20 protein-coding genes are annotated in these 26537 nt (G+C 63.2%); 13 read left to right on the plus strand and 7 right to left on the minus strand.

Annotated features, from left to right (window positions below; genetic code table 11):
- Together VFW93_RS18430 and aceE are read right to left on the minus strand one after the other, a co-directional pair.
- Positions 1 to 230, minus strand: a 230-nt coding sequence (locus VFW93_RS18430) for a biotin/lipoyl-containing protein (protein WP_329695410.1), incomplete at its 3' end; no start/stop codon positions are given.
- Positions 231 to 250: 20 nt separating this feature from the next.
- The gene (gene aceE, locus VFW93_RS18435; protein ID WP_329695411.1) at positions 251 to 2953 is read right to left on the minus strand and encodes a pyruvate dehydrogenase (acetyl-transferring), homodimeric type; all 2703 of its coding nucleotides are present in this window, start codon (positions 2951 to 2953) and stop codon (positions 251 to 253) included.
- A 200-nt stretch (positions 2954 to 3153) separates the two neighbouring features.
- On the opposite strand from aceE, the gene VFW93_RS18440 reads away from it, so the two are divergent.
- From VFW93_RS18440 to VFW93_RS18465, 6 genes are all read left to right on the plus strand, one after another.
- Entirely contained in the window at positions 3154 to 5742 is a 2589-nt protein-coding gene (locus VFW93_RS18440; protein WP_329695412.1) for a PAS domain S-box protein, read from the plus strand.
- The gene (locus tag VFW93_RS18445) at positions 5739 to 6380 is read left to right on the plus strand and encodes a response regulator transcription factor (protein WP_329695413.1); all 642 of its coding nucleotides are present in this window, start codon (positions 5739 to 5741) and stop codon (positions 6378 to 6380) included. Before VFW93_RS18440 ends, VFW93_RS18445 begins: the two co-directional genes overlap by 4 nt.
- A gap of 121 nt (positions 6381 to 6501) precedes the next feature.
- On the plus strand, positions 6502 to 7365 hold the full coding sequence (gene folD / locus VFW93_RS18450) for a bifunctional methylenetetrahydrofolate dehydrogenase/methenyltetrahydrofolate cyclohydrolase FolD (protein ID WP_329695414.1): 864 nt from the start codon (positions 6502 to 6504) through the stop codon (positions 7363 to 7365).
- Positions 7366 to 7417: 52 nt separating this feature from the next.
- Positions 7418 to 9469 carry a M3 family metallopeptidase gene (locus tag VFW93_RS18455; protein ID WP_329695415.1) on the plus strand — a complete coding sequence of 684 codons (2052 nt, stop codon included), beginning with the start codon at positions 7418 to 7420 and terminating at the stop codon, positions 9467 to 9469.
- 19 nt (positions 9470 to 9488) lie between these two features.
- Positions 9489 to 10109 (plus strand): glutaredoxin family protein, encoded by a 621-nt coding sequence (locus VFW93_RS18460; protein WP_329695416.1) that lies wholly within the window; start codon positions 9489 to 9491, stop codon positions 10107 to 10109.
- Between the two features lie 2 nt (positions 10110 to 10111).
- Positions 10112 to 11422, plus strand: coding sequence for a TIGR03862 family flavoprotein (locus VFW93_RS18465; RefSeq protein ID WP_414639728.1), 1311 nt, complete (start codon positions 10112 to 10114; stop codon positions 11420 to 11422).
- 51 nt (positions 11423 to 11473) lie between these two features.
- Here VFW93_RS18465 and rpiA read toward each other — a convergent pair whose 3' ends face one another.
- Both rpiA and VFW93_RS18475 read right to left on the minus strand, forming a co-directional pair.
- A complete protein-coding gene (rpiA, locus tag VFW93_RS18470) occupies positions 11474 to 12145 on the minus strand; it encodes a ribose-5-phosphate isomerase RpiA (protein WP_329695417.1) in 672 nt (223 codons plus the stop codon).
- Between the two features lie 47 nt (positions 12146 to 12192).
- A complete protein-coding gene (locus VFW93_RS18475) occupies positions 12193 to 13062 on the minus strand; it encodes a heparan-alpha-glucosaminide N-acetyltransferase (protein ID WP_329695418.1) in 870 nt (289 codons plus the stop codon).
- 40 nt (positions 13063 to 13102) lie between these two features.
- Between VFW93_RS18475 and VFW93_RS18480 the strand changes: the two genes are divergently transcribed.
- The gene (locus VFW93_RS18480) at positions 13103 to 15070 is read left to right on the plus strand and encodes a U32 family peptidase (RefSeq protein ID WP_329695419.1); all 1968 of its coding nucleotides are present in this window, start codon (positions 13103 to 13105) and stop codon (positions 15068 to 15070) included.
- A gap of 23 nt (positions 15071 to 15093) precedes the next feature.
- Here VFW93_RS18480 and VFW93_RS18485 read toward each other — a convergent pair whose 3' ends face one another.
- On the minus strand, positions 15094 to 15477 hold the full coding sequence (locus VFW93_RS18485) for a translational machinery protein (RefSeq protein ID WP_329695420.1): 384 nt from the start codon (positions 15475 to 15477) through the stop codon (positions 15094 to 15096).
- 144 nt (positions 15478 to 15621) lie between these two features.
- On the opposite strand from VFW93_RS18485, the gene VFW93_RS18490 reads away from it, so the two are divergent.
- The 6 genes from VFW93_RS18490 (at position 15622) to VFW93_RS18515 (ending at position 21158) form a co-directional block, all read left to right on the plus strand.
- Positions 15622 to 16512 carry a UDP-2,3-diacylglucosamine diphosphatase gene (locus VFW93_RS18490; RefSeq protein ID WP_329695421.1) on the plus strand — a complete coding sequence of 297 codons (891 nt, stop codon included), beginning with the start codon at positions 15622 to 15624 and terminating at the stop codon, positions 16510 to 16512.
- Between the two features lie 55 nt (positions 16513 to 16567).
- Positions 16568 to 16882 (plus strand): DUF2322 family protein, encoded by a 315-nt coding sequence (locus tag VFW93_RS18495; RefSeq protein ID WP_329695422.1) that lies wholly within the window; start codon positions 16568 to 16570, stop codon positions 16880 to 16882.
- 50 nt (positions 16883 to 16932) lie between these two features.
- Complete coding sequence (locus tag VFW93_RS18500) at positions 16933 to 18507, plus strand: thymidine phosphorylase family protein (RefSeq protein WP_329695423.1); 1575 nt, start codon at positions 16933 to 16935, stop codon at positions 18505 to 18507.
- Positions 18508 to 18522: 15 nt separating this feature from the next.
- Positions 18523 to 19431 carry a ribose-phosphate diphosphokinase gene (locus VFW93_RS18505; protein WP_329695424.1) on the plus strand — a complete coding sequence of 303 codons (909 nt, stop codon included), beginning with the start codon at positions 18523 to 18525 and terminating at the stop codon, positions 19429 to 19431.
- Positions 19428 to 20051, plus strand: a complete 624-nt coding sequence (locus VFW93_RS18510) for a class I SAM-dependent methyltransferase (protein ID WP_329695425.1) — start codon at positions 19428 to 19430, stop codon at positions 20049 to 20051. The genes VFW93_RS18505 and VFW93_RS18510 overlap by 4 nt, the downstream gene beginning before the upstream one ends.
- 273 nt (positions 20052 to 20324) lie before the next feature.
- Positions 20325 to 21158, plus strand: coding sequence for a class I SAM-dependent methyltransferase (locus VFW93_RS18515; RefSeq protein ID WP_329695426.1), 834 nt, complete (start codon positions 20325 to 20327; stop codon positions 21156 to 21158).
- Here the strand turns inward: VFW93_RS18515 and VFW93_RS18520 are convergent.
- A complete protein-coding gene (locus VFW93_RS18520) occupies positions 21148 to 22281 on the minus strand; it encodes a DUF898 family protein (RefSeq protein ID WP_329695427.1) in 1134 nt (377 codons plus the stop codon). The genes VFW93_RS18515 and VFW93_RS18520 overlap by 11 nt on opposite strands.
- A 195-nt stretch (positions 22282 to 22476) precedes the next feature.
- Positions 22477 to 26511 (minus strand): phosphoribosylformylglycinamidine synthase, encoded by a 4035-nt coding sequence (gene purL, locus VFW93_RS18525; RefSeq protein ID WP_329695450.1) that lies wholly within the window; start codon positions 26509 to 26511, stop codon positions 22477 to 22479.
- Between the last annotated feature and the right edge of the window lie 26 nt (positions 26512 to 26537).

The raw sequence follows: 26537 nt of genomic DNA on the forward strand, positions 1-26537 counted from the left end.
TCCAGCAAGCCCACCAGCGAGCCCTTGCTCACCTTGTCACCCAGGCGAACGCGCAATTCCTTGAGCACGCCGCCCACAGCCGAGGGCACCTCCATCGACGCCTTGTCGGACTCGATGGTGATCAGGCTTTGCTCGGCCTTGATGGTGTCGCCGGGCTTGACCAGCAATTCGATCACCGCGGCATCGCTCACATCGCCGATGTCGGGCACAGTCAGTTCAATCACAGCCATGAGAATCTGCCTTCCCCGCCTCAGGCGTACAGCGGGTTGATCTTGTTGGTGTCGATGCCGTACTTGGCAATCGCCTCGGCGACCTTGGTCAGCGGCACTTGACCGTCTTCAGCCAGCGCCTTCAGTGCAGCCACCACGATGTAGTGGCGGTTGATCTCGAAGTGCTCACGCAGGCGATAACGGAAGTCGCTGCGCCCGAACCCGTCAGTGCCCAGCACTTTGTAGGTGCGGTCCTTGGGGATGTAGGCACGAATCTGCTCGGGCAGCGCCTTCACATAGTCGGTCGACGCGACCACAGGGCCCGCGTGGCCACCGAGTTGGGCCGTCACAAAGGGCACGCGCTGCTCACCTGTGGGGTGCAGCAGGTTGTGGCGCTCTGCATCCTGGCCTTCGCGGGCCAGCTGGTTGAAGCTCGGGCAGCTCCACACATTGGCGCCCACGCCCCACTCGGCCTCCAGCAGTTCCTTGGCGGCCATGGACTCACGCAGGATGGAGCCGGCACCCAGCAGATTCACGCTCAGCTTGTGCGCCTTGTCTGCATCCTGCAGCAGGTACATGCCCTTGATGATCTCTTCTTCCGTGCCGGCACGCAGGCCGGGCTGGGCGTAGTTCTCGTTGAGCAGGGTCAGGTAGTAGAAGACGTTTTCCTGCTTCTCGACCATGCGCTTGAGGCCATCCTGGATGATCACGGCCACTTCGTGTGCAAAGGTCGGGTCATAGCTCAGGCAGTTCGGGATCGTGCCCGCCACCAACTGGCTGTGGCCGTCTTCGTGCTGCAGGCCTTCGCCGTTCAGCGTGGTGCGTCCTGAGGTGCCGCCCAGCAGGAAGCCGCGCGCCTGCATGTCACCCGCCGCCCAGGCCAGATCGCCAATGCGCTGCAGGCCGAACATCGAGTAGTACACATAGAACGGGATCATCACGCGGTTGTTCGTCGAGTACGACGTGGCCGCCGCGATCCACGAGCTCATGCCGCCTGCTTCGTTGATGCCTTCCTGCAGGATCTGGCCGGACTTGTCTTCGCGGTAGTACATCACCTGATCGCGGTCGACCGGGGTGTACTTCTGGCCTTCCGGCGCATAGATGCCAATCTGGCGGAACAGGCCTTCCATGCCGAAGGTGCGGGCCTCGTCCACCAGGATGGGCACCACGCGGGGGCCCAGCGCCGGGTCGCGCAACAGCGGGGTCAGGCAGCGCACGAAGGCCTGGGTGGTCGAGATTTCACGCCCCTCGGCCGTGGGCTCCAGCACCGTCTGAAATGCACCGAGATCCGGCACGGCCAGTGTTTCTTCTGCCTTGGGGCGGCGCTGAGGCAGGTAGCCACCCAGGGCCGCACGGCGCGCATGCAGGTACTGCATCTCGGGCGTGTTGTCGGCCGGTTTGATGAATGGCAGCTTGGCGATGTCCTCATCGGGCACCGGGATGTTGAAGCGATCGCGGAAGGCCTTGATGTCCTCGTCCGTCAGCTTCTTGGTCTGGTGCGCGGTGTTCTTGCCTTCACCGCTCTTGCCCATGCCAAAGCCCTTGACAGTCTTGATCAGCAGCACGGTGGGCTGGCCGGTGTGGTTCACGGCCGCGTGATAGGCGGCATACACCTTCTGTGGATCGTGGCCGCCACGGTTGAGGCGCCAGATGTCATCGTCAGACAGGCGGGCCACCATCTCCAGGGTCTTGGGATCACGCCCGAAGAAATGCTTGCGCACGAAAGCGCCATCATTGGCCTTGCAGGCCTGATAGTCACCGTCGACCATCTCCATCATGATGCGACGCAGGGTGCCGTCCTTGTCACGTGCCAGCAGCGGATCCCAGTACGAGCCCCACAGCAGCTTGATCACGTTCCAGCCCGAGCCACGGAACTCGCCTTCGAGCTCCTGCACGATCTTGCCGTTGCCCCGCACCGGGCCGTCCAGTCGCTGCAGATTGCAGTTGACGACGAAGATCAGGTTGTCGAGCTTTTCGCGCGCGGCCAGGCCGATGGCACCCAGCGATTCGGGTTCGTCCATCTCGCCGTCCCCGCAGAACACCCAGACCTTGCGTTTGGAGGTGTCCGCAATACCGCGAGCGTGCAGGTATTTCAGGAAGCGCGCCTGGTAGATGGCCGTGATCGGCCCCAAGCCCATCGACACCGTGGGAAACTGCCAGAACTCTGGCATCAACTTGGGATGCGGGTAGCTGGGCAGGCCTTTGCCGCCGGTCTCCTGGCGGAAGTTGACCAGTTGTTCCTCGGTGATGCGACCTTCCAGGAAGGCACGGGCGTAGATGCCGGGCGCCGAATGGCCTTGTATATAGAGCAGGTCACCACCGTGATCGGGCGTGTCGGCATGCCAGAAGTGGTTGAAGCCGCAGCCCAGCATGGTCGCCAGCGAGGCGAAGGAAGAAATGTGGCCGCCCAGGTCGCCGCCATCGGCCGGGTTGTGGCGGTTGGCACGCACCACCATGGCCATGGCGTTCCAGCGCATGTAGGCGCGCAGCCGCTCTTCCATCTCCAGATTGCCCGGGCAGTGGGCTTCGTCTTCCGGGGCGATGGTGTTCACATAGGCCGTCGTGGCCGAAAAAGGCATGTCGATGCCGGCCTGACGGGCATGATCCAGCAGTGTTTCGAGCAGGTCGTGCGCACGGGCGCGCCCCTCGGTTTCGATGACGCCACTCAGGGCATCCAGCCATTCACGGGTTTCCTGGGGATCCATGTCCATGGATGCGGACGGAATTGGATCAATTGCAGACATGGGTTCTGTCTCCTGTTGATGAGGCTTATTTCACAGTATGGACATAAGCCGACGATTCGCGAACGTGGATAAACGCTGCAAACCTGGACACTCCAAAGCGTTTTGGCGATCTCTGCCATCAGCGCTTATTGCATGGTGCAGAAAATATACGCCTGAACCGGGGCACTCAAATTGTGGGAGTCCACACCGATAATTCCGTCATGCCATTTTCCTCATCCACCAACTCGCCGGCGACATTGCCCATGGCAGCCCCCGGCCAGACGAACCGATTGTTCTGGCGCTGGTGGCGCAAGCAATCACCCTCCCAGCAAGACAGGTACGCCACGCTGGGCCCGCTGGTTTCCGTGCTGTTGTTTCTGGCGGCGATCATTGCCGCGTTCTGGTATCTGCGCAATGAAGAACTGGAGCGCGAGCAGGAGTCGGTGAAACGCGACACTGAGGTGGTTCAGCAACAGATTCGCCTGCGCCTGATTGAAAACCAGGAGCAATTGCTTCGCCTGGGCCGCGAAATCAGTATCAAGGCCGTCACGCCGGAACAATTCATGCGGCAGGCGGGTGATTTCGTCCGCGCCCGCCCGGAAGTGATCAGCGTCTCCTGGGTGCAGGCCGACGAAAGCGTCAAGGCGGCACGCACCACCTTGAGCCTGCCCCTGGATCCCGGCCAGGCCATCGACATGGACCCGCTGGGTGGCCGCACCGAAACCTACGACCCGCTGCACATGGCCAAGGAGCCGCAAAGTGCGTTCAAGCTGGCGCGGGACCGAGGCCAGCCCATCTACTCCAAGCCTTACGCCAACCAGATCGGTGGCCGGGTCATCCAGGTGCACGTGCCCCTGATGGACCGCAGTGGCTTCATCGGCACGGTGGTGACTGAATACTCGCTGGAATCCCTGCTGCGCTATCTGGTGCCGCGTGAAGTCGCCAGCCGACATGCCATGGGGCTGATCCAGGCCGATGGCGACATGCTCACCAGCACCGTGGGTGGCGACAACGGCACCTCCGTCAAGCCCACCTTCATCTATGACGTCATCGTCACGCCGGTCGGCAATGGCCTGATGCTGCGCGGCATGGGGTTCAGGACATCGTCCAACCTCATCGGCAACACCTTGTTCTGGATGGTGGTGGCGCTGTCGGCCCTGACCGTCTGGACGCTGATGGGCACCCTGCGCCACATGCGTCGGCGCTCCCAGATCCAGAAAACCCTGGTGCAGGAAACCAACTTCCGCCGGGCGATGGAAAACTCCATGCTCACCGGCATGCGCACCATCGACCTGGAAGGCCGCATCACCTACGTGAACCCGGCCTTTTGCGCCATGACCGGCTTTTCGGAAGAAGAGCTGATCGGCTGCGTGCCGCCCTACCCCTACTGGCCCAAGGACCGTCTGGACGAGTTCAACCGCATGTTCCAGCAGGAACTGCTGGGCCGCAGCCCCATGGGCGGCATCGAGGTGGTGATGCAACGGCGCGACGGCAGCCAGTTCGATGCCCGCATGTACGTCTCACCACTGATCGACGCCCAGGGTGACCAGACCGGCTGGATGACCTCGGTCACCAACATCACCGAAGCCAAGCGCGTGCGCGACCAGCTCACCGCCGCCCACGAGCGCTTCACCACCGTGCTGGAAGGGCTGGATGCGGCCGTGTCCGTGGTGTCGGTGCAGCGCGGCGAACTGCTGTTTGCCAACCGCTCCTACCGACTGTGGTTCGGCGCCAATCCGGATGCCCATACCCAGTTGACGGGCGGCGAGATCATGCCCGACGAGATCATCGACGGCGATGAATCCGTGGACCATTTCGGTGGCCTGCCCACCCAGGCCTTGACGAACGCCGGCAGCGACACCCGCGAAGTCTTCATGGACAGCGTCCAGAAATGGTTCGACGTGCGCGCCCGCTATGTGCAGTGGACGGACGGTCACCTCGCGCAGATGCTGATTGCCACCGACATCACGGCGCGCAAACAGGCCGAAGAAGCCGCCGCCCGTCAGGCCGAAAAATCACAGTTCACCAGCCGCCTGATCACGATGGGCGAAATGGCCTCCACGGTGGCACATGAACTGAACCAGCCGCTGGCGGCCATCTCCAACTACTGCAGCGGCATGATCAGCCGCGTGCAATCCGGCAGCATCGACACCGAACAGCTTGTCGGTGCGCTGGAAAAGACCTCGCGCCAGGCGCAACGGGCCGGCCAGATCATCCACCGCATCCGCCAGTTCGTGAAACGCAGCGAGCCGCAACGCCAACCTTCCAAGGTACGCGACATCACCGACGCCGTGCTGGAACTGGCCGTTTTCGAGATGAAGCGCCGCCGCGTGACGCTCAATGCGTCCATCGCCAACCGCTTGCCCATCCTCATGGCGGACCCGATCCTGATCGAACAGGTGCTGCTCAACCTGCTCAAAAATGCAGCAGAAGCCATCGATTCGTCACAGATGCCACAGTCGCGTCGCATCATCGACCTGCGCGTGCAGCAGAAAAAGACCGAGGAGCAAGGCCCCGTGGTCGAGTTCTCCGTCAGCGACGGCGGCCCTGGCATGAAAGAGGAGATCCTGGCCCGACTTTTCGAGGCTTTCCACTCCACCAAGGCTGAAGGCTTAGGGATAGGCCTTAGTCTATGCAGATCCATCATTGAGTCACATCATGGCCGCATCAAGGCCGAGAACATCTACAATGAGGACACGGTGGTAGGGTGTCGGTTCACATTCACCCTGCCGATTGACAGTGGTAGTGGCACGGATTTCGAAGATACGGTCACCACCCCTTCCAACGACTTACTTGCCGATAACCCATGAGCTTGATCCCCAAAAAAGGCACTGTGTATGTGGTTGATGACGACGAGGCCGTTCGCGACTCGTTGCAGTGGCTGCTGGAAGGCAAGGACTATCGCGTCCGTTGCTTCGACTCTGCCGAGTCCTTCCTCGCCCGCTTCGACCCCCGTGAAGTAGCCTGCCTGATCGCTGACATCCGCATGGATGGCATGAGCGGCCTGGAACTGCAGGACAAGCTCCTGGAGCGCAAGTCCCCGCTGCCCATCGTGTTCATCACCGGCCACGGCGACGTGCCCATGGCCGTGAACACCATGAAGAAGGGCGCGATGGACTTCATCGAGAAGCCCTTCAAGGAAGACGCCCTGGTGGCCCTGGTCGAGCGCATGCTGGATCAAGCCCGCACCGCCTTCTCGCAATCCCAGGAAGCTGCCAGCCGCGAAGCGCTGCTGTCCCGCCTGACCACACGCGAAGCACAGGTGCTGGAGCGCATCGTGGCCGGCCGTCTGAACAAGCAGATCGCCGACGACCTGGGCATCAGCATCAAGACGGTGGAAGCCCACCGCGCCAACGTGATGGAAAAGCTCAACGCCAACACCGTGGCCGACCTGCTCAAGATCGCGCTGGGTGCCAACGCCCCGGCCGGCGGCGCACCCACCAAGTAATCTGTCCGAGGGCTGCACGGCGGCCCTGCTGACACACGGACCTCCCAAGGCCGCCTCACCCCCTGTGGCGGCCTTGTTCATTTAGATTTCAGAAATCCACCGCTTTCCCCCGGAGCATTTCATGCCAGCCCAACTCATCGACGGCAACGCCCTGTCCAAACAACTGCGTGGCGAAGTCGCCACCCGCGCCGCCAAACTGACCGCCCAAGGCATCAAGCCCGGTCTGGCCGTGATCCTCGTGGGTGACAACCCTGCCAGCCAGGTCTATGTGCGCAACAAGGTCAAGGCCTGTGAAGACAGCGGCCTGAACTCCGTGCTGGAGAAATACGACGCCAGCATGACCGAAGCCGAACTGCTGGCCCGCGTGGAAGCGCTGAACAACGACCCGTCCATCCACGGCATCCTGGTGCAATTGCCCCTGCCCAAGCACATCGACGACCACAAGGTCATCGAGGCCATCTCGCCCGCCAAGGACGTGGACGGCTTCCACGTGGCCAGTGCCGGTGCCTTGATGGTGGGCGAGCCCGGCTTCAAGGCCTGCACGCCTTATGGCTGCATGAAGATGCTGGAATCCATCGGCATGAAGGACCTGCGCGGCAAGCACGCCGTGGTGATCGGTCGCTCCAACATCGTGGGCAAACCCATGGCGATGATGCTGCTGGCCGCCAACGCCACCGTCACCGTCACCCACAGCGGCACGGCCGATCTGGCCTTCCACACCCGCCAGGCTGACGTGGTGGTGGCCGCCGTGGGCAAGCGCAATGTGCTGACAGCCGACATGGTCAAGCCCGGCGCCGTGGTGATCGACGTGGGCATGAACCGCGACGACGAAGGCAAGTTGTGCGGTGACGTCGATTTCGCGGGTGTCAAGGAAGTCGCCGGCTGGATTACCCCTGTACCAGGCGGTGTCGGCCCGATGACGATTACCATGTTGCTGGTCAACACCATCGAAGCCGCAGAACGCGAGGCCGCTGCCCGCGCCTGAGTTTCAAGCAGCATCATTGCGCATCAGTACGTCATCGCCACATCAGGACACCATGAGCACCAACCCATTGCTTGACATCACCGGCCTGCCTCTGTTTGATCAGATCAAGCCCGAGCACGTCACCCCGGCACTGGATACCCTGCTGGCCGAAGCCGAAGCGGCGCTGGCCAAAGTGGTGGGCCCGGATGTGCCGCCTGACTACGACGCGCTGTCCTTGCTGCTGGACGTGAGCACCGAGCGCCTGGGCCGCGCCTGGGGCGCTGTGGGTCACCTCAACGCCGTGGCCGACACGGCCGAGTTGCGCGCCGCCTTCAACGACAACCTGCCCCGCATCACCGAGTTCTACACGCGCCTGGGCGCCGATGAGCGCCTGTACGCCAAGTACAAGGCCTTGAACGCCGCACAAAAAACGGCCGACCCGGAGTTGCGCCTGAGCCCCGCTCGCCAGCGTGCGCTCGATAACGCGCTGCGTGCCTTCGTGCTGGGCGGCGCCGAGCTGCAAGGTGAAGCCAAGGTGCGCTTTGCCGAGATCCAGGAACTGCAGGCTGCACGCTCGCAGGCCTTCTCCGAGCACGTGATGGACGCCACCGACGCCTACGCCCACTATGTGCGCGAAGACGAGCTGGCTGGCGTGCCCGAAGACATCATTCAGGCGACCCGCGCCATGGCAGAAGGCGAAGCCAAGGAAGGCCACAAGCTGACCTTGCACATGCCGATCTACCTGCCCGTCATGCAGTACGCGACCAATCGCCACCTGCGTGAAACCTTGTACCGTGCTTACAGCACGCGTGCGTCCGAATTCGGCCCCACCGAGCGCGACAACACCGGCCTGATGAAAGAAATCGTGGCCCTGCGCCAGGAAGAGGCCGTGCTGCTGGGCTACAAGACCTTTGCAGACGTGTCGCTGGTGCCCAAGATGGCCAACAGCCCGCAGCAGGTCATGGACTTCCTGCGTGATCTGGCCAAGCGTGCCCACCCCTTCGCCGAAAAAGACATGGCCGAGCTGCGCGAGTTCGCGAAAACCGAATGCGGCATCGACGACCTGCAAGCCTGGGACGTGGCCTTCGTGAGCGAAAAGCTCAAGGAAGCCCGCTATGCCTTCAGCGACCAGGAGGTCAAACAGTACTTCACCGAGCCCACCGTGCTCAAAGGCCTGTTCGGCCTGATCGAGTCGCTGTTCGACGTGAAGATCCTGCCGGATTCGGCGCCTGTGTGGCATGAGTCGGTGCGCTTCTTCCGCATCGAACGCGCCGGCAAGCTGATCGGCCAGTTCTACCTTGACCCGTACGCCCGCACCGGCAAGCGCCCAGGCGCCTGGATGGATGATGTGCGCGGCCGCTGGAAGCGCCCCGACAACGGCAGCACCCAGACGCCTGTGGCCCACCTGGTGTGCAACTTCGCCAAGGGTGTGGGCGACAAGCCCGCCCTGCTCACGCACGACGACGTCACCACCTTGTTCCACGAATTCGGCCACGGCCTGCACCACATGCTGACCAAGGTCGAAGACCTGGGTGTGTCCGGCATCGGTGGTGTGGAATGGGATGCCGTGGAGTTGCCCAGCCAGTTCATGGAGAACTTCTGCTGGGAGTGGGAAGTCGTCCAGAAGCTCACCAGCCATGTGGATACCGGTGCCCATCTGCCCCGCGAGCTGTTTGACAAGATGAACGCAGCCAAGAACTTCCAGAGCGGCATGCAGACCCTGCGCCAGGTGGAGTTCTCGCTGTTCGACATGCGCCTGCATGCCGAACCGGGCCGCGAAAACGACGTCCAAAGCGTGATTGACGAAGTGCGCCGGGAGGTAGCGGTCAACATCCCGCCTGCATTCAACCGCTTCCAGCACAGCTTTTCACACATCTTTGCAGGTGGATACGCCGCGGGCTACTACAGCTACAAGTGGGCTGAGGTACTCTCTGCAGATGCCTATGCCGCCTTCGAGGAAGCGGCCACGCCGGCCACTGGGGTGCTCAATCCGGAAGTGGGCCGCCGCTACCTGGAATCCATCCTGGAAGCCGGTGGCAGCCGCTCTGCCATGGAGAACTTCAAGGCCTTCCGTGGACGCGAGCCGAAGATCGACGCACTGCTGCGGCACCAGGGCATGAGCTGATCAACTCGACAGGAACAAGATGCATCGCGTTGTACTTTCCCTGCTGCTGGCCGTGATGGCCTGCCAGATGGCCACACCGGCCTGGGCGCTCTACAAGGTGGTCGGCCCTGATGGCCGCATCACCTACACGGACCGCGCGCCCAGCGACAAGCCCGCGCAGTCGCTCAAGGCCAATGGCGCTACGGCTTCGACCGAAGGCCTGCCTTACGAGTTGCAGCGCGTGGTCGCCCGCTACCCCGTGAGCCTGTTCACCGGCCCGAAGTGCGCAGCTTGCGACGCCGCGCGCCAGATGCTCAAGGAACGCGGCGTCCCCTTCGTTGAAAAGACGGTCAGCACCTCCGACGACGCACGCGCCTACCTTAAACAGGAAGGCACGGATCAGCTGCCTTCCGCCCGCATCGGCCAGAAGCAGTTGCTGGGCTACAACCAGGCTGAATGGACCAGCTATGTCGATGCGGCGGGCTACCCTGCCAAGTCTGCATTGCCGCTGAACTACCGTCAGCCTGAGGCCACACCCATGGCGCCCATCGCACCGGCATCGTCCAAAGCGGCATCGGCCCCGGCCACCAAAACCGTTCCCGGCGCTGACACCAATAACAACGCACCTGCTGGCTCTGCGCCCCCCGGCTTCCGGTTCTGACTTTGACCCACTCCATTCCAGAAGCGACGCCCGCGAGCGCGTCGCCATCGCCATCGCCATCGACTTCGTCCGTTGCCATCATCGGTGGCGGCCCGGCCGGCCTGATGGCCGCCGAGATGCTGGCCAGCAAAGGCGCCCGTGTCGACCTGTATGACGCCATGCCCTCGGTGGGGCGCAAGTTCCTGCTGGCAGGCCGTGGCGGCTTGAACCTGACGCACTCCGAAGAACTCCCCGCATTCATGACGCGTTTTGCCCAACGGCAGAACGATCTGGCACCCATCATCGCGAGCTTCCCTCCGGACCAGCTCCGCGCGTGGGCACAAGGGTTGGGCATCGACACCTTCGTGGGCACCTCGGGCCGCGTGTTCCCCACCGACATGAAAGCCGCCCCGCTGCTTCGCGCCTGGCTTCACCGCCTGAGGCAGGCGGGCGTACGCTTTCACATGCGCCATCGCTGGCTGGGATGGGCTGAAGACGGCACCCTGCGCTTTGCCACACCCCAGGGCGAAGTCCAGCAAGGCGCCACGGCCACCGTGCTGGCGCTGGGTGGTGCCAGTTGGGCCCGGCTCGGCTCGGATGGCGCCTGGGTGGAGCGGCTGACAGATGTGGGTGCAGCCATCAGCCCGCTGCGCCCGTCCAACTGCGGTTTCGATGTGGCGCCAACCGGGCCGCAACTTCAGGGCTGGAGCGATCACCTGCGCACGCGTTTCGCCGGCCAGCCGATCAAACCTGTGGTCATTGCGTTTCATGATGCCCAGGACGGGCTCATCCGCCAGCAGGGTGAATTCGTGCTGACGGACACCGGTGTGGAAGGTAGTCTGATCTACGCGTTCTCGGCTCGCATCCGCGATCAGATCGCTGCCGCCGGCCAGGCCACCATCCATCTGGATTTGTTGCCATCGCACTCGCCTCAGCAGGTGCTGACGGAGACCACACGTGCCAGAGGCCCGCGCAGCCTGTCGACCCACCTCAAGAGCAGGCTGGGCATCCAAGGCATCAAGATGGCCTTGTTGCACGAACTCCTGAGCCCGGAAGAACTGAACAACCCGGCCATCCTGGCTGAACGCCTCAAGGCTTTGCCTGTGACCTTGTACAGAGCGCGCCCCATTGACGAGGCCATCAGCACGGCCGGTGGCGTCACCTTCGAGTCACTGGATGCCAATGGCATGCTCAAGGCTCGCCCAGGCGTGTTCTGCTGCGGCGAAATGCTGGACTGGGAAGCCCCCACGGGCGGCTACCTGCTCACAGCCAGCATGGCATCTGGCCGAGCAACCGGTGAAGGTGTCTGGCGCTATCTGAACGAGGCCGGCTGAGCGAGGCCAGCGCCTGAGGGCGCCAGCCTGCATCACGCGCAATTCAGAAGCTCAGAAGCTCAGCGTCTTGACGCCTTGCGAGGTGCCCAACAGGCACACCGAGGCTTTGTTACGCGCAAACACGCCCACCGTCACCACACCGGGCAACTGGTTGATGTCCGACTCGAACTGCGCAGGTGCGGTGATGCTCAGGCCGGTCACGTCCACGATCACATTGCCGTTGTCGGTGGTCACACCTTCACGCACCTTGCCCGTACCGCCCAGCTTGGCGAACGCGCGGATCACCTGGGCCGCGGCCATGGGGATCACTTCCACAGGCAGCGGGAACTTGCCGAGTGTTTGCACCAGCTTGGATTCATCGGCAATGCAGACGAACTTCTCGGCCAGATCGGCGACGATCTTTTCACGCGTCAGGGCCGCACCGCCACCCTTGATCATGTTGCCTTGATGGTCGATTTCGTCAGCGCCGTCAATATAGACACCCAGCGCGGTCACCGACTCGGAGGGCAGCACCTTGATGCCCAGCGCTTCCAGGCGTTGCGTGCTGCGAACCGAGCTGGACACGGCACCCGCCACCCGTGCGGGATCGGCCTTCAAGGCTTCGCCCAAGGCGTCGATGAACTTGTCCACGGTCGAGCCGGTACCCACACCCACGATGCTGCCAGCTTGCACGTAATCCAGGGCAGCGCGGCCCACCAGGGTCTTGAGTTCGTCTTGGGTCATGGCAGATGTCATTGGCGTGTCGGAAGTCGAGAGCAAGGCATGGCGCATCAGGGCACAGGCCGACCCGTCAGCGTCATCCACGCCAGCAGGCCGCCGATCAGCACGGGTTGATGCACCATGTAGAAAGTCAGGCTCCAGCGCCCCAGCAAGGCCAGGCCTTGCCTGAGCTTGCGCATGAGAGGCGCCAGGCCGCCATTGTCGCCGGAATCAAGGGGTTTTCCCGCGGGCGAAGCATCAACCCAGGACAACAGCCAAGGCCGACGAGCCAGGATCCATTGCGTGCCAGCCAGGCCCCACCACATCACGCCCAACCAGGGCAGGATGGGCACATAGTCTTCCGTGATGGGCTTGTGGGTGACCAGGCCTACCCAGTTGGTCAGGCGCGTATCGAAGAAGGGATCGGCCACCAGATGCGGCAAGGCGATGGCCAGCAAGCCCAAAGGCCACAACCAGGCACGCAGCGGCGCCGTCAACCTGGCCACGATCAGCATCGCGGCCATGCCATGCAACACCCCAAAGTAGATGAAGCTGTTGGGAAACATGAACCAGCTGCCCAGGCTCACCAGCGCGGCGCAGCCCACGATCTGTGCCCAACGGCGCCAGAAGCGTGGCCAGCTCTGCCCTTGGGTGGTAGCCACGGCCTGCCCTGCGCCCGCACACAACAGGAAGAGCGACAGGATGCAGGTGCGCTGGTTGGTCCACAGCGGGTCGCTGTAGAAGTTGGCATCCAGCAGGCGGTAGTTGCTCAGGTCGAAACAGAAGTGGAAGCACGCCATCCAGATCAGGGCGAAGCCGCGCAGCGCGTCCAGCCGGTCATAGCGGCTTGCACCAGGTGCAACGCCACCGCCCTGAATCCCGCTTTCAAGGGAGGCAGAACGGGTTGAATCTGCAGGGGAATTGCCTTTTCCTGAGCGCATGGCGATAGTATCGGCGGTTTGCTCTTTCGCGCCTTGCCACATGTCCCTCGCCCGCCACGAAATTGAACTGCTTGCCCCCGCCCGAACCGTCGAGATCGGTTTCGAAGCCATCAACCATGGCGCGGACGCGGTCTACATCGGTGGGCCGTCCTTTGGTGCGCGCAGCAACGCCAGCAACGAGGTCTCGGACATCGCCCGCCTGGTCGCCCATGCCCACCGCTACAACGCGAAGATCTTCACCACGCTCAACACCATCTTGCGCGACGACGAGCTGGAGCCGGCACGCAAGCTGATCTGGGAGCTGTATGACGCGGGCGTGGATGCCCTCATCGTGCAGGACATGGGCGTCCTGGAGCTGGATCTGCCTCCCATCCAGCTGCATGCCAGCACGCAGACCGACATCCGCACGGTTGAAAAGGCAAAGTTCCTGCAAGACAGCGGCTTCAGCCAGATCGTGCTGGCGCGTGAACTCACGCTCAATCAGATCCGCGACATCTCGGCCAACACGCATTGCGCCATCGAGTTCTTCATCCATGGCGCCCTGTGCGTGGCCTACAGCGGCCAGTGCTTCATCAGCCACGCGCACACGGGCCGCAGTGCCAACCGGGGTGACTGCTCGCAAGCCTGCCGCCTGCCCTACAACGTGATGGACGGCGCGGGTCAGGTCGTGGCCTTCGAACAGCACGTGCTGTCGATGAAGGACAACGACCAGAGCGCCAACCTCAATGCCCTGATCGATGCCGGCGTGAGCTCCTTCAAGATCGAAGGCCGTTACAAGGACATGGGCTACGTCAAGAACATCACGGCGCACTACCGCATGTTGCTCGACGAGATCCTGGAGGCGCGCCCCGAACTGCAACCGTCCTCCTCGGGCGAATGCACCTTCTACTTCCAGCCCGATCCGGATCGCAACTTCAACCGTGGAGCCACCGATTACTTCGTCAATGGCCGCAAGGAAGACATCGGCGCGTTCGAATCACCGAAGTTCCTGGGCTTGCCACTGGGCGAGGTGGCCAAGGTCGGCGACAAGTGGTTCGACATCGCCTTGAACGAGGAACAACAAGCCTCGGGCATGAGCAATGGTGACGGCATCAACTACCTGACGCTCACCAAAGACATCGTTGGCATGAAGCTCAATGTGGTCGAGCCCATCGGCAAGGCCGGCCGCATCTGGCGTGTGTACCCCAACGAGGCCATGGACACGCTCAAGGACCTGAAGGTCGGCGTGGCCATCAACCGCAATGGCGATCGCTCCTGGGAAAACCAGTTGAGCAAGAAGTCATCCGAGCGCCGCATTGGCGTGTGGATGAGCTTGAGTGACACCGCAGATGGCCTGCACTTGGCCGTGACCGACGAAAACGGCAACGTGGGAGAAGCCTCGGTGGCCTGCGACAAGCAGGCCCCGCAGAACGTCGAGAAATCGGAAACCAGCCTGCGCGAGAACCTGGGCAAGCTGGGTACCACCATCTTCTCGGCCAACGATGTGACGCTCGCCACCAGCCAGCCGTGGTTCGTGCCCGCATCCGCCGTGAACACCCTGCGCCGCGACGCCATCAACGCGCTCGAAGCGGCACGCGCTGCAGCCTACATCCGGCCCCAGCGCACGCCGGCGGTCGAGCCCCCCGTGCCCTATCCTGAGGACACCTTGAGCTACCTGGCCAATGTGTACAACCAGAAGGCGCGCGACTTTTATGCCAGACACGGCGTCAAGGTGATTGACGCCGCGTACGAAAGCCACGAAGAGCTGGGCGAAGTCAGCCTGATGATCACCAAGCACTGCGTGCGCTTCTCGCTGAGCCTGTGCCCCAAGCAGGCCAAGGGTGTGACGGGTGTGCAGGGCACGGTCAGGGCCGAGCCCCTGCAGTTGATCAACGGCAAGGAAAAGCTCACGCTGCGCTTTGACTGCAAGCCCTGCGAAATGCATGTGGTGGGCAAGATCAAGAAGTCGGTGCTCAACCAGATCCCGGCGGCACCGATCCAGTTCTACAAGGCCAGGCCGAACGCCTGATCCAATGCCTGATCAAGGTCTGATCAGAGCATCCGGTCCTTGGCGGCGAAGTACTTGCGGGCATAGGCCACGAGTTGGCCATCGGTCGGGTGATCGACGGTTTCGATGCCGACGATCAACTGCCCGATTTCCGGGTCATGCCCCTGGGCGTGTTTGAGCAACTCCAGCTTGGCCTTGCCGGGGCCGACGATGAGGATTTCCCTCGCGCCGGCCAGTGCTTCAACGATCGCATGGTAGTAATCACGATCTTCTGCGGCGTGACCACTGCCGATCGAACCGCGCTTGTGATGCAGGTGCTGGTGCGGCCGCGCCGGGTGCACCACCGACTTTTCCACATCATCTGGGCTGATGTGCATGACATGGGCCTGGGCATGGTCCACCCAGACAACGGCGTGATAGTGCGACATGAGCGATCCTTGAGTGAAGTGGGTATGTTTTCAGGCTACTCCGATTGCTGACATCCGCCTAGTCGTTTGCACCATCCCTTGATCTGAGCGAAAACGTCACCGTACGGTCGCGCGCCTGTCACACGCCTTGCTCAACATGGGCACATGCGGCCCTGGATCAACGCCCCTTTGCTGAGAGCCTTGACATCGCCTGCTGGACAGCTGTCCAGCCCGGGACGCCGCCGCCATTCGGCGAACGACGAGGACAAATCGCCCAGCCATTGCGTGCGCGCTGCGTGGATCTCCGACGTGCACCTGGGCACCCCGGGCTGCCAGGCCGATGCCTTGCTGGACTTCCTGAAGCACGTCGAGTGCGACACGCTCTACCTGGTTGGCGACATCATCGACGGCTGGCAATTGCGCCGCAACTGGTACTGGCCGCAGGCTCACAACGACGTGGTGCAAAAGCTGCTGCGCAAGGCGCGCAAAGGCACACGCGTGATTTTCATCCCGGGCAACCACGACGAGTTCGCACGCAAGTTCCTGGAGCATTCATTCGGCGGCGTGGAGGTGGCCGAAGAATGGATCCACACCACCGCCGATGGCCGCCAGCTGTGGGTCACCCATGGCGATCTGTATGACGGCGTGATCCAGTGCGCGCGCTGGCTCGCCTTGCTGGGCGACACGCTCTACGAATTCACGCTCAAGCTCAACCGGCATCTCAACTCCTGGCGGGCACGCATGGGCCTGCCGTACTGGTCACTGTCCAAATACCTCAAGCTCAAGGTCAAACGGGCGGTGAGCTATGTGGGCGACTTCGAGCAGGCCCTGGCCCGCGAAGCCCGCAAACGCGGCGTCGATGGCCTGGTGTGCGGCCACATCCACCATGCCGAGATGCGCGACATCGGCGGCATCCTGTATTGCAACGATGGCGACTGGGTGGAGAGCCTCACTGCCCTCGTTGAGCACCCGGATGGCAGCCTGGAGATCCTGGATTGGGCGGCCATCATGGCCAGACGGCAACAACTGCCACAAGCCCTGACGCAGCCTGCCTGAACGCGCCTCACGACCTGCGGCAAAATAGCGCCCCTTGCCCCAGGAGCGACTCAACATGGCTTTCGCCGACAACCTCAAACAACTCCCGCCCGTGGCCCACCTGGCCGCCCTGCAACTGATCGATGCCGCCGGCAACGTGTCTGCCACCATCGAAAACAAGCCCGGTCAGGCCGGCTCGCTCGCCGTGTATGCCGCCCTGGCTGACAAGCATGGCAGCATCAACGCCGCCGCCGCCCAGGAAGGCCTGGATATCTATGCAGAGCACACCGCGGATTCCCGCGCCAACCCCGGCAAGCACCCCAATATCGATCGTCTGATCAAGATCATCGAGAACGCTCAAGGTTTCACGGTGAAGTTGATCCCGGCTTGACGACAGCCCTACCGTGGGGGGTACGATTGAGTCAAACAACCGTTCCCTCCATGGTCACGAACACCGAATCCAAAGAGACCACCGCCGCACCGCTGCTCAAGCTCAAGCGGGTGGCCATCGACACCTACCGCGAAAACGTCGCCTACCTGCACCGGGACTGCGCGATCTACCGTGCCGAGGGTTTCCAGGCCCTGTCCAAGGTCGAGATTCGGGCCAACGGCAAACGCATCCTCGCCAGCCTCAATGTGGTGGACGATCCCTGCATCGTGGGTGTCGATGAGTTGGGCGTGTCCGAAGACGCCTTCGTGCAACTGGGTGTGGAAAGCGGGCACCCCTCGCGCATCAGCCAGGCCGAGCCGCCCTCCTCCATCCCGGCACTGCATCGCAAGATCGCTGGCGAACGCCTGACACAGGACGACTTCCGCGCCATCGTGCGCGACATCGCCGAACACCGCTATTCCAAGATCGAACTGACCGCCTTCGTGGTGGCGTCCAACCAGGGCGAGCTTGATCGCGAAGAGGTCTACTACCTCACGGATGCCATGGCCTCCGTTGGCCGCAAGCTCGACTGGCGCGAACACCCTGTAGTGGACAAACACTGCATCGGCGGCATCCCCGGCAACCGCACATCCATGCTGGTGGTGCCCATCGTGGCGGCGCACGGCATGGTGTGCCCCAAAACCTCTTCTCGCGCCATCACCTCGCCGGCCGGTACCGCCGACACCATGGAGGTACTGGCCAATGTCGAGCCGCCATTCGAGCGCCTGTGGGACATCGTCCGCGAGCACCACGCCTGCCTGGCCTGGGGTGGCAGCAGCGACCTGTCGCCGGCCGATGACGTGCTGATTGCCGTCGAGCGCCCCCTGTCGATCGACTCGCCTGGCCAGATGGTGGCCTCCATCCTGTCCAAGAAGATCGCCGCTGGCTCCACGCACCTCTTGCTGGACATTCCGGTTGGCCCGACGGCCAAGGTCAAGGGTATGCCGGAAGCCCAGCGACTGCGCAAGCTCTTCGAGTTCGTGGCCAACCGCCTGGGCCTCACCTTGGATGTGGTCGTCACCGATGGCCGACAGCCCGTGGGCAATGGCATCGGGCCCGTGCTGGAAGCACGCGATGTGATGCGCGTATTGCGCAACGACCCGCGCGCCCCGGCCGACCTGCGCCAGAAGGCCCTGCGCCTGGCAGGCCGCATGCTGGAGTTCGACCCCGATGTGCGCGGCGGTGATGGCTACGCGATCGCACGCGACATCCTGGACTCTGGTCGCGCACTGAACAAGATGATGGCCATCATCGAGGCACAAGGCGCCAAGCCCTTCGACCCCGAACAGCCCGAACTGGCACCACTGAGCTTCGACGTGTTTGCACCTGGCGATGGCGTGGTCACCAGCATCGACAACCTGCAACTGGCCCGTATCGCCCGTCTGGCGGGCGCGCCCAAGGTGCAGGGCTCTGGCGTGGATCTGCTGCGCAAGCTGGCCGAGCCTGTGAAGGCGGGCGAACCGCTGTACCGTGTGTACGCGGCCTATCCTGCCGACCTCGAATTTGCCCGCCAGGCTTGCGAGCGCAGCAGCGGCTTCACCCTGGGCCTGCCATCCGAGGTGCCCAGCCTGTTCGTCGAGTTCTGACCACACACTGCCACCATGAGCGCTCTCCTGCTTTACTTTGCCGACGAACAGGCAGCCGCCGAGCGCCTGGCCCAGGCATGCGGCATGCAAGCCGCGTGCGTGGCCACTCACCGTTTCCCGGACGATGAACTGAGGTTGCGGCTACCGTTGGATGCCCACGGCGCCTTGCCCGGTCAGCTCGTGATCTACCGCAGCCTGGACCGCCCCAACGACAAACTCATCGAGTTGCTGCTGGTGTCGCGCCAGGCCCGTGAACTGGGCGCCCGCCACATCACACTGGTGGCCCCTTACCTGGCCTATATGCGCCAGGACATCGCCTTCCATCCCGGTGAAATCGTCAGCCAGAAAGTGGTGGGCCAATTCCTGGCCGACCTGTTTGATGCCGTCATCACGGTAGACCCCCACCTGCACCGCATCGCCACGCTCAAGGAAGCGATTCAGCTGGAGCACGCCATCAGCCTGTCCGGCGCGCCCATGCTGGCCCAGTTGATTGCACGCCACCATGACAAGCCCTTGCTGATCGGCCCGGACGCCGAATCCGCCCAATGGATCCAGGCCGCAGCCCAGGCCTTTCACTTTGACCATGGCGTGTGCACCAAGGAACGCCACGGCGACAAGGATGTCGAGATCACCTTGCCCAGGGTCGATGTGCATCAGCGAGCCGTGGTGCTGCTCGACGATGTGGCCAGTTCCGGCCGCACACTCGCTGGTGCCACCCGCCTGCTGCTGCAAGCCGGCGCGCTGTCTGTGGACGTCGCCGTCACCCACGCCCTGTTTGCCGGCGACGCGCTGGCGGTCATCAAGGCCGCTGGCGTGCGCCATGTGTGGAGCACCGATTGCATCGCCCACGAGAGCAACGCCATCGACATGGCACCCCTGCTCGCGCAAGCCCTGCTGCCCTTGCTGAAGGGTGGTAGACCATGATCCATGAAAGCTGGTACGACCGGCACGTATTGCCCTACCTGATCGACATGGCCTGTGGCATCCGCCCGGTGGCCAGGCAACGCGAAAAGATCATCCCGCAGGCGCATGGGCAGGTTCTGGAAGTGGGCATGGGCACCGGCCTCAACATTCCCTTTTATGACCGGACACGCGTGACCCGTATCGTCGGCGTGGACCCGGCCTTGCGCATGCACCACCTGGCCGACAAGCGCATCGCACGAGCAGGCCTGAACGTCGAGCTCATCGGCCTGTCTGCCGAGAAGCTGCCCGTGGCCGACGCCAGCTTCGACACCGTGGTGTGCACCTATACGCTGTGCACCATCCCGGATCCAGCCGCCGCGCTGGCCGAGATGCGGCGCGTGCTCAAACCGGGCGGCAAGCTGCTGTTTTCCGAGCACGGGCGCGCGCCCGATGCCAACGTAGCGCGCTGGCAGACCCGCCTGCAGCCCTACTGGAGCAAGCTCGCTGGCGGCTGCATGCTTGATCGTGACATCCCCCGGCTGCTCCAGGACGCGGGCTTCTGCGCGGCCACGCAATCGCGCTACCTGCCCGGGCCACGCTTCGTTTCGTATCACTACTGGGGTGAGGCCAGCGCCAGTTAGGGGTGTCGTTCTAGGGATGGCACCGCGGGCATCAAAGCGTATCCTTGGTCCGTCGTAGTCCAGCACCACAGGCACTTTTCACTGTGCCCACTTCACTGCTGTTGACGCACCAGCACCCGCTCCGGAACGGGTGCCTGCGTCTTTCTCTTTGCGCCCATCTTTTGCGGGCGTGCAGTCAGACACCGTCCACAACAGAGGTTCAGCAGCTTGCTCGTCGCTTTTGCGCACGCGCATGCCTTGGCTCGACCCTACATCCTGACGATGGGACACAGCATGAACATCCACTGGAAACTGAAGTCGTCCGCGTTCCGCGTCATTGACATGTATTCGCTCTACAGCGTCCTGTTCCTGCTGCAGAAATACGTGACACGCCGGGCCCGCGTGGACATACCTGACATCAACAAGAACTGGCTGGTTCACCGGGAAAACCTGTCGAGCCTGCCCAGACCCCTGGTGATCGAGTTCGGAGCCGGCAAGAATCTGGCTCAGAACATCTACCTGTCGGACTACACGCGCGGGCAGTTCGTGGTCGACATCGTCAACATGCTGGACATCGACCTCTTCAATGAAGCCGCCAGGAAGATCGCCCACCTCAAACGTGGCTGGTTCAAGCCGGTTCACTCGCTCACCGACATCCGCGACCTCTACAACATCACCTACAAGGCGCCCTATGACGCCAGCCGGACAGACTTCGACGACAACACATTTGACGCCTGTGTGTCCACCAACACCCTGGAGCACATACCGCGGGAATCGCTGGTGCAGATCTTCAGCGAACTCAGGCGCATCATCAGGCCGGGCGGCCTGATCTCGGCCGTGATCGACTATTCGGATCACTATGCCCACACGGACAAATCCATCTCCAGGCTCAATTTCCTGAGCTTTTCCGACAAGGAGTTCAGCAAGTACAACCACAAGGTGCACTACCAGAACCGGCTGCGCCACTACGACTACGAAGAGATGTTTGCCGAGCTCGGCTTCGAGCTGGTGCGCCACGAGGCGCTGAACAAGGTGCCCTTGCCCACCGTGATCGCCAACATGTTCAGGGCGGGCGACCCCAGCTTGTCTTACGCGACGGGGTGCTTCTTGCTGAAGGTCAGGAAGTAGCCGCTGCGGGCTTGTCTTGTAGATCGCCCATCACCTCTGGCTTGATCCACACCGACACCGACCGCAAGCGCAGCCTGGCCTCGCTGATCGCTGCGTGCGGGTAATACCAGCCCAGGGTGCAGCCGATCAGCAGCCAGTTGCGCAGGGTGAGCTTGAGCAGTTCGCCCTCTGGTACCGCGCTGTCAAAGCGGATCTGCTTGTGCGCCGTGTCCGACCACAGCCGGTTCTGCAACTGCACGCTCAGGTAGGGGTAAGGCAAGGCCATCATCATCACGATGCCGAGGAAGATGCCCGGCACTAGGACCAGCGCCAGCCGAATGCTTTCGCTGCGGTGCTCGTTCTGCTTGAGCCGAGCCACCGTCTCCCAATCCAGCCCGACGAGCTCGGACAGCCCCCAGATCAGGGGCAGGATCACCAGCAACAAGGCCAGCAAGGCCAGCAACCCGGTGCGCAAGGTCACGCGCATGGCATCGCGCGGGCGGAAGGTCTGTCCCTGTTCATTGCGCCAGTCGCCCAGCGCTGCATGACGATGCTGATACCGCTTGAACTGCACATACACCCATGGCAAAGCGACGGACAACGCGGCAGCCGCGCATGCACCCAGCACATACGACTGCACCCGTTGACCGCCCATGCCCGCGATCACGGCCCACACCGCCAGCACGCCACCCACGATGTACAGCAGCGTTGGCAAGCCCATGGCCTTGATCGCATCAGCCGGCGTGGCGGCCAGACTCAGGCGTTGACCGCGCCAACTCGTGTGCATGAGCTGAAACTCCAGAAACCCATGCAAGCCAATGGGCAGAAACGCGGCGGTCAGGATCTGCATCGCGGCCACGCCCATCATCTGGTAAGGCCCGGTCAAAGAGATGCCATAGTAGATCGCGTTGAGGATCACGGTACCGATCACGTTGCCGGCGAACATCTTCCACGGGTTGGCGTGGTAATCGAGGTTGGCGCCCGCCACGTGCGTGTTCTGGTAGAAATAACGCAGGCTGCCCACCAGCGCCCAGGGCAAGGCGAAACCCGCTGTCAACAACAACAGCAGCATGTTCTTGCGCCAGATGGGGCGGTAAGTCTCTACATTGCCGGTGAAGCTCACCTCGTAACGGGTATGGGACATCTTGAAAACGGGCTCGAAACGTGGGCTGCGCCAAGCTTTCTATTGTCCGTTATGCGAATCCCGGCCTATCGTGGTGTATTCCCCCGCCGCGGCCGCCATCCCATGCTTTTCACCCATTCATTCGCGGGTGTCGTCACCAATCGCCCATGAAAAAGGGGCTCTGGCGAGCCCCTGACGATCAACAGGCAGGCCCTGTCAACCCACCCACTTGCGCGCATTGCGGAACATGCGCAGCCAGGGGCTGGCATCGCTCTTGTTGCCGCTGGTCCAGCTCATCTGGATGTTGCGGAACACACGCTCGGGGTGCGGCATCATGGCCGTGAAGCGACCGTCGGCGGTGGTGACGCTGGTCAGGCCGCCGGGCGAACCGTTCGGGTTGAACGGGTACACCTCGGTGGCCGCACCGGTGTTGTCGACAAAGCGCATGGCCTTGTGCACCTGGGCGGCGTTGCCACGCTGCGAGAAGTCGGCAAAACCTTCACCGTGCGACACGGCGATCGGCATGCGGCTTCCGGCCATGCCTTCGAAGAAGATCGAAGGGCTTTCCAGCACTTCGACCAGGCTCAGGCGGGCTTCAAAGCGGGTGCTCTTGTTGTGGGTGAACTTGGGCCAATCCTGCGCGCCCGGGATGATGGGGCTCAGTGCGGCCAGCATCTGGCAGCCATTGCACACGCCCAGGGCGAAAGTGTCCTGACGGCCGAAGAAGGCGGCGAACTGTTCTGCCAACTGGGGGTTGAACATGATGGAGCGCGCCCAGCCTTCGCCGGCACCCAGGGTGTCGCCGTAGCTGAAGCCACCGCAGGCCACAAAGCCCTGGAACTGATCCAGGCGAGCCCGGCCAGCTTGCAGATCGCTCATGTGCACGTCGAAGGTGTCAAAGCCACCTTGCGCCATGGCGTAGGACATTTCCACGTGCGAGTTCACGCCCTGCTCGCGCAGGATCGCCACCTTGGGGCGCGACTTGTTGATGAAGGGCGCCGCGACGTTGTCCAGCGGGTCAAAGCTCAGCGCCACATGCATGCCGGGGTCGTTGGGCAGGCCGATGGCGGCGTGCTCGCTGTTCGCGCAGGCGGGGTTGTCGCGCAGTTGTGCGATGCGCCAGCTCACGTCGTCCCAGGTCTTGTGCAGCTGTTCCAGCGGCGCGCCGAACACGGGCTTGGCATCACGCCAGACCTGCACCTCATCCTTCGCAGCGCCTGTCAGCACGGGCTTGCCGATCACATGGCTGTGCTTGCTCAGGCCGTGCTCACGCAGGGTCTGGATCACGGCGTCACGGTCAACCGTGCGCACTTGCAGCACCACGCCCAGCTCTTCGTTGAACAAAGCCTTGAGCGTCAGCTCGTTGCGGCGCTCGCCCACCTGGCCAGCCCAGTTCTTGGAATCGCCTGTGTCAGCGCGGCTGTCGGTGATGCCATCGCCTTCGGTGACCAGCATGTCCACATTGATGCTCACGCCCGTATGGCCGGCAAAGGCCATTTCGCACACGGTGGCCCACAGGCCGCCATCACCACGGTCGTGGTAAGCCAGCAGCTTGCCTTGTGCGCGCAGGGCGTTCACGGCAGCCACGGTGGCCTTGAGCATCTCGGGGTTGTCGCAGTCGGGCACGTCGTTGCCGAACTGGTTGAGCACCTGGGCCAGCATCGAACCGCCCATGCGCTTCTTGCCTTCACCCAGGTCGATCAGGATCAGGCTGGTGTCCAGGGCCTGGCCGTTCTCGCTGGTGATCAACTGTGGAGTGAGCGTGGTGCGCACATCGCTGATCGAGGCAAAGGCCGTCACGATCAGGGAGACAGGTGCGGTGACCGACTTGGTCTCGCCCTTGTCGCTCCACTTGGTGCGCATGGACAGCGAGTCCTTGCCCACGGGGATGGACACGCCCAGCGTGGGGCACAGTTCCATGCCCAAAGCCTTGACCGTGTCATACAGGGCCGCGTCTTCACCGGCTTCACCGCAGGCGGCCATCCAGTTGGCGGACAGCTTCACGCGAGGCAGTTCGATGGGCGCTGCCAGCAGGTTGGTGATGGCTTCGGCCACGGCCATGCGGCCGGATGCGGGTGCGTTGACCGATGCCAGCGGGGTGCGCTCACCCATGGCCATGGCTTCACCGGCAAAGCCCTTGAAATCAGCCAGGGTCACGGCCACGTCGGCCACCGGAACCTGCCAGGGGCCAACCATCTGGTCACGCGAATTCAGGCCACCCACGGTGCGGTCACCGATGGTGATCAGGAAGCGCTTGCTGGCCACGGTGGGGTGACGCAGCACGTCGAAGGCAGCCTTGTCCAGCGCGACGCCGGTCAGGTCCAAGGCACCACCGTCCCACTGCACGCGCTTGACGTCACGGTGCATCTTGGGCGGCTTGCCCAGCAGCACGTCCATGGGCATGTCCACGGGCTTGTCGGACTCGGGCTTGGTTGTGTCTTCCAGGATCAGCTCGCAGGCCTCGGTGGCCACGCCGATCACGCCAAACGGGCAACGCTCGCGGTTGGCCATTTCGGTGAACACGGGCAGCGATTCAGGGGCAATGGCCAGCACATAGCGTTCCTGGCTTTCGTTGCACCAGATCTCTTTCGGGGCCATGCCGGTTTCTTCCAGCGGCACCTTGCTCAGATCGAAGCGAGCACCCTTGCCTGCGCCGTCCACCAGTTCGGGAAAAGCGTTGGAGATACCGCCCGCACCCACATCGTGGATGGCCAGAATGGGGTTGTTGGCACCCAGGCCCCAGCAGTGGTTGATCACCTCTTGCGCACGGCGCTCGATTTCAGGATTGCCACGCTGCACGGAGTCGAAATCCAGCGCGGCCGAGTTGGTACCCGCCGCCATGGACGATGCTGCCGCGCCGGCCATGCCGATGCGCATGCCGGGGCCGCCCAACTGAATCAGCAAGGTGCCAGCGGCAAACTGGATCTTCCTGGTCTGCTCGCTGCTGATGGTGCCGATGCCACCGGCGATCATGATGGGCTTGTGGTAGCCACGGCGGATGGCCGCAGGGCCCTCGCCCACCGTCTGCTCGAACACGCGGAAGTAGCCACCCAGGTTGGCGCGGCCGAATTCGTTGTTGAACGCGGCGCCGCCCAGCGGGCCTTCGATCATGATCTGCAGCGGACTGGCGATGTGCTCGGGCTTGCCGAACTTCACGGCTTCCCAGGGCTCGTTGGTGCCGGGCAGGTTCAGGTTGGAGACGGAGAAGCCCGTCAGGCCCGACTTGGGGCGCGAACCGCGGCCCGTGGCGCCTTCGTCACGGATCTCGCCACCGGCACCGGTCGACGCGCCGGGATATGGCGAAATCGCGGTCGGGTGGTTGTGGGTCTCCACCTTCATCAGCACATGGGCCAGCTCTTCACGGGCCTGGTACTGAGGGGCGTTGGTGTAGCCTGCCGGCATCCAGCGCTCGATCTGATGGCCTTCCATCACCGAGGCGTTGTCGCTGTAGGCGATCACGGTGTGCTGGGAATTGAGCTTTTCCGTGTTGCGGATCATGCCGAACATGGACAGATCCTGCGCCTCACCGTCGATCGTGAACTGGGCGTTGAAGATCTTGTGGCGGCAGTGCTCGCTGTTGGCCTGCGCGAACATCATCAATTCGACGTCGGTCGGGTTGCGCTTCAGGCCGGTGAAGGCGTTGACCAGGTACTCGATTTCATCATCCGACAAGGCCAGACCGAAGGTCACGTTGGCTTCTTCCAGCGCCTTGCGACCCTGGCCCAGCACGTCCACGTGCGCCATCGGCGCGCCCTGCTGCTCGTCAAACAGGTGGCGGGCTTCGTCGCGCGCCAGCAGCACGCTTTCGGTCATGCGGTCATGCAGCAAGGCCGCGCAGGCTTGCAGATCCTGCACAGCCAGGGCCTTGGCGCCCCCCATCAGGGCGCCGATGACGCCGGCCTTCACGGTCAGGCGGAATTCGGTCACGCGCTCCACGCGGCGGATGCCCAGGCCGCAGTTGTGGGCGATGTCCGTGGCCTTGGAGGCCCAGGGCGACACGGTACCCAGACGTGGCGCCACCACGATGAGATCGCCGTCCTTGGGGCCGTCATAGGCGTCGCCATAGGTCAGCAGGGCCGACAGCTTGTCCAGCTCGCCTTGAGGCAGGGCCTGGTCCATGGCCACCCAGTGCACGAAGCGTGCATGCACGCCGCTGATGCGAGGGTTGATGGCTTGCAGCTTGGGCAGCAGGGCCTGAACTTGGTGAGGAGCCAAGGCGTTGCCGCCTTCAAAGTGCATCAGGATGGACATCACGTAGGTGGTGCGTAGGGCGACGA

The organism is Aquabacterium sp., assembly GCF_036279675.1.
GTDB lineage: Bacteria > Pseudomonadota > Gammaproteobacteria > Burkholderiales > Burkholderiaceae_C > Aquabacterium.

Excerpts from the sequence above, each read along its gene's own strand:
- aceE (WP_329695411.1), bottom strand. The coding sequence starts at position 2,953 with ATGTCTGCAATTGATCCAATTCCGTCCGCATCCATGGACATGGATCCC.
- VFW93_RS18440 (WP_329695412.1), top strand. The coding sequence starts at position 3,154 with ATGCCATTTTCCTCATCCACCAACTCGCCGGCGACATTGCCCATGGCA.
- VFW93_RS18445 (WP_329695413.1), top strand. The coding sequence starts at position 5,739 with ATGAGCTTGATCCCCAAAAAAGGCACTGTGTATGTGGTTGATGACGAC.
- folD (WP_329695414.1), top strand. The coding sequence starts at position 6,502 with ATGCCAGCCCAACTCATCGACGGCAACGCCCTGTCCAAACAACTGCGT.
- VFW93_RS18455 (WP_329695415.1), top strand. The coding sequence starts at position 7,418 with ATGAGCACCAACCCATTGCTTGACATCACCGGCCTGCCTCTGTTTGAT.
- VFW93_RS18460 (WP_329695416.1), top strand. The coding sequence starts at position 9,489 with ATGCATCGCGTTGTACTTTCCCTGCTGCTGGCCGTGATGGCCTGCCAG.
- rpiA (WP_329695417.1), bottom strand. The coding sequence starts at position 12,145 with ATGACCCAAGACGAACTCAAGACCCTGGTGGGCCGCGCTGCCCTGGAT.
- VFW93_RS18475 (WP_329695418.1), bottom strand. The coding sequence starts at position 13,062 with ATGCGCTCAGGAAAAGGCAATTCCCCTGCAGATTCAACCCGTTCTGCC.
- VFW93_RS18480 (WP_329695419.1), top strand. The coding sequence starts at position 13,103 with ATGTCCCTCGCCCGCCACGAAATTGAACTGCTTGCCCCCGCCCGAACC.
- VFW93_RS18485 (WP_329695420.1), bottom strand. The coding sequence starts at position 15,477 with ATGTCGCACTATCACGCCGTTGTCTGGGTGGACCATGCCCAGGCCCAT.
- VFW93_RS18490 (WP_329695421.1), top strand. The coding sequence starts at position 15,622 with ATGCGGCCCTGGATCAACGCCCCTTTGCTGAGAGCCTTGACATCGCCT.
- VFW93_RS18495 (WP_329695422.1), top strand. The coding sequence starts at position 16,568 with ATGGCTTTCGCCGACAACCTCAAACAACTCCCGCCCGTGGCCCACCTG.
- VFW93_RS18500 (WP_329695423.1), top strand. The coding sequence starts at position 16,933 with ATGGTCACGAACACCGAATCCAAAGAGACCACCGCCGCACCGCTGCTC.
- VFW93_RS18505 (WP_329695424.1), top strand. The coding sequence starts at position 18,523 with ATGAGCGCTCTCCTGCTTTACTTTGCCGACGAACAGGCAGCCGCCGAG.
- VFW93_RS18510 (WP_329695425.1), top strand. The coding sequence starts at position 19,428 with ATGATCCATGAAAGCTGGTACGACCGGCACGTATTGCCCTACCTGATC.
- VFW93_RS18515 (WP_329695426.1), top strand. The coding sequence starts at position 20,325 with ATGAACATCCACTGGAAACTGAAGTCGTCCGCGTTCCGCGTCATTGAC.
- VFW93_RS18520 (WP_329695427.1), bottom strand. The coding sequence starts at position 22,281 with ATGTCCCATACCCGTTACGAGGTGAGCTTCACCGGCAATGTAGAGACT.
- purL (WP_329695450.1), bottom strand. The coding sequence starts at position 26,511 with ATGTCCATCCTGATGCACTTTGAAGGCGGCAACGCCTTGGCTCCTCAC.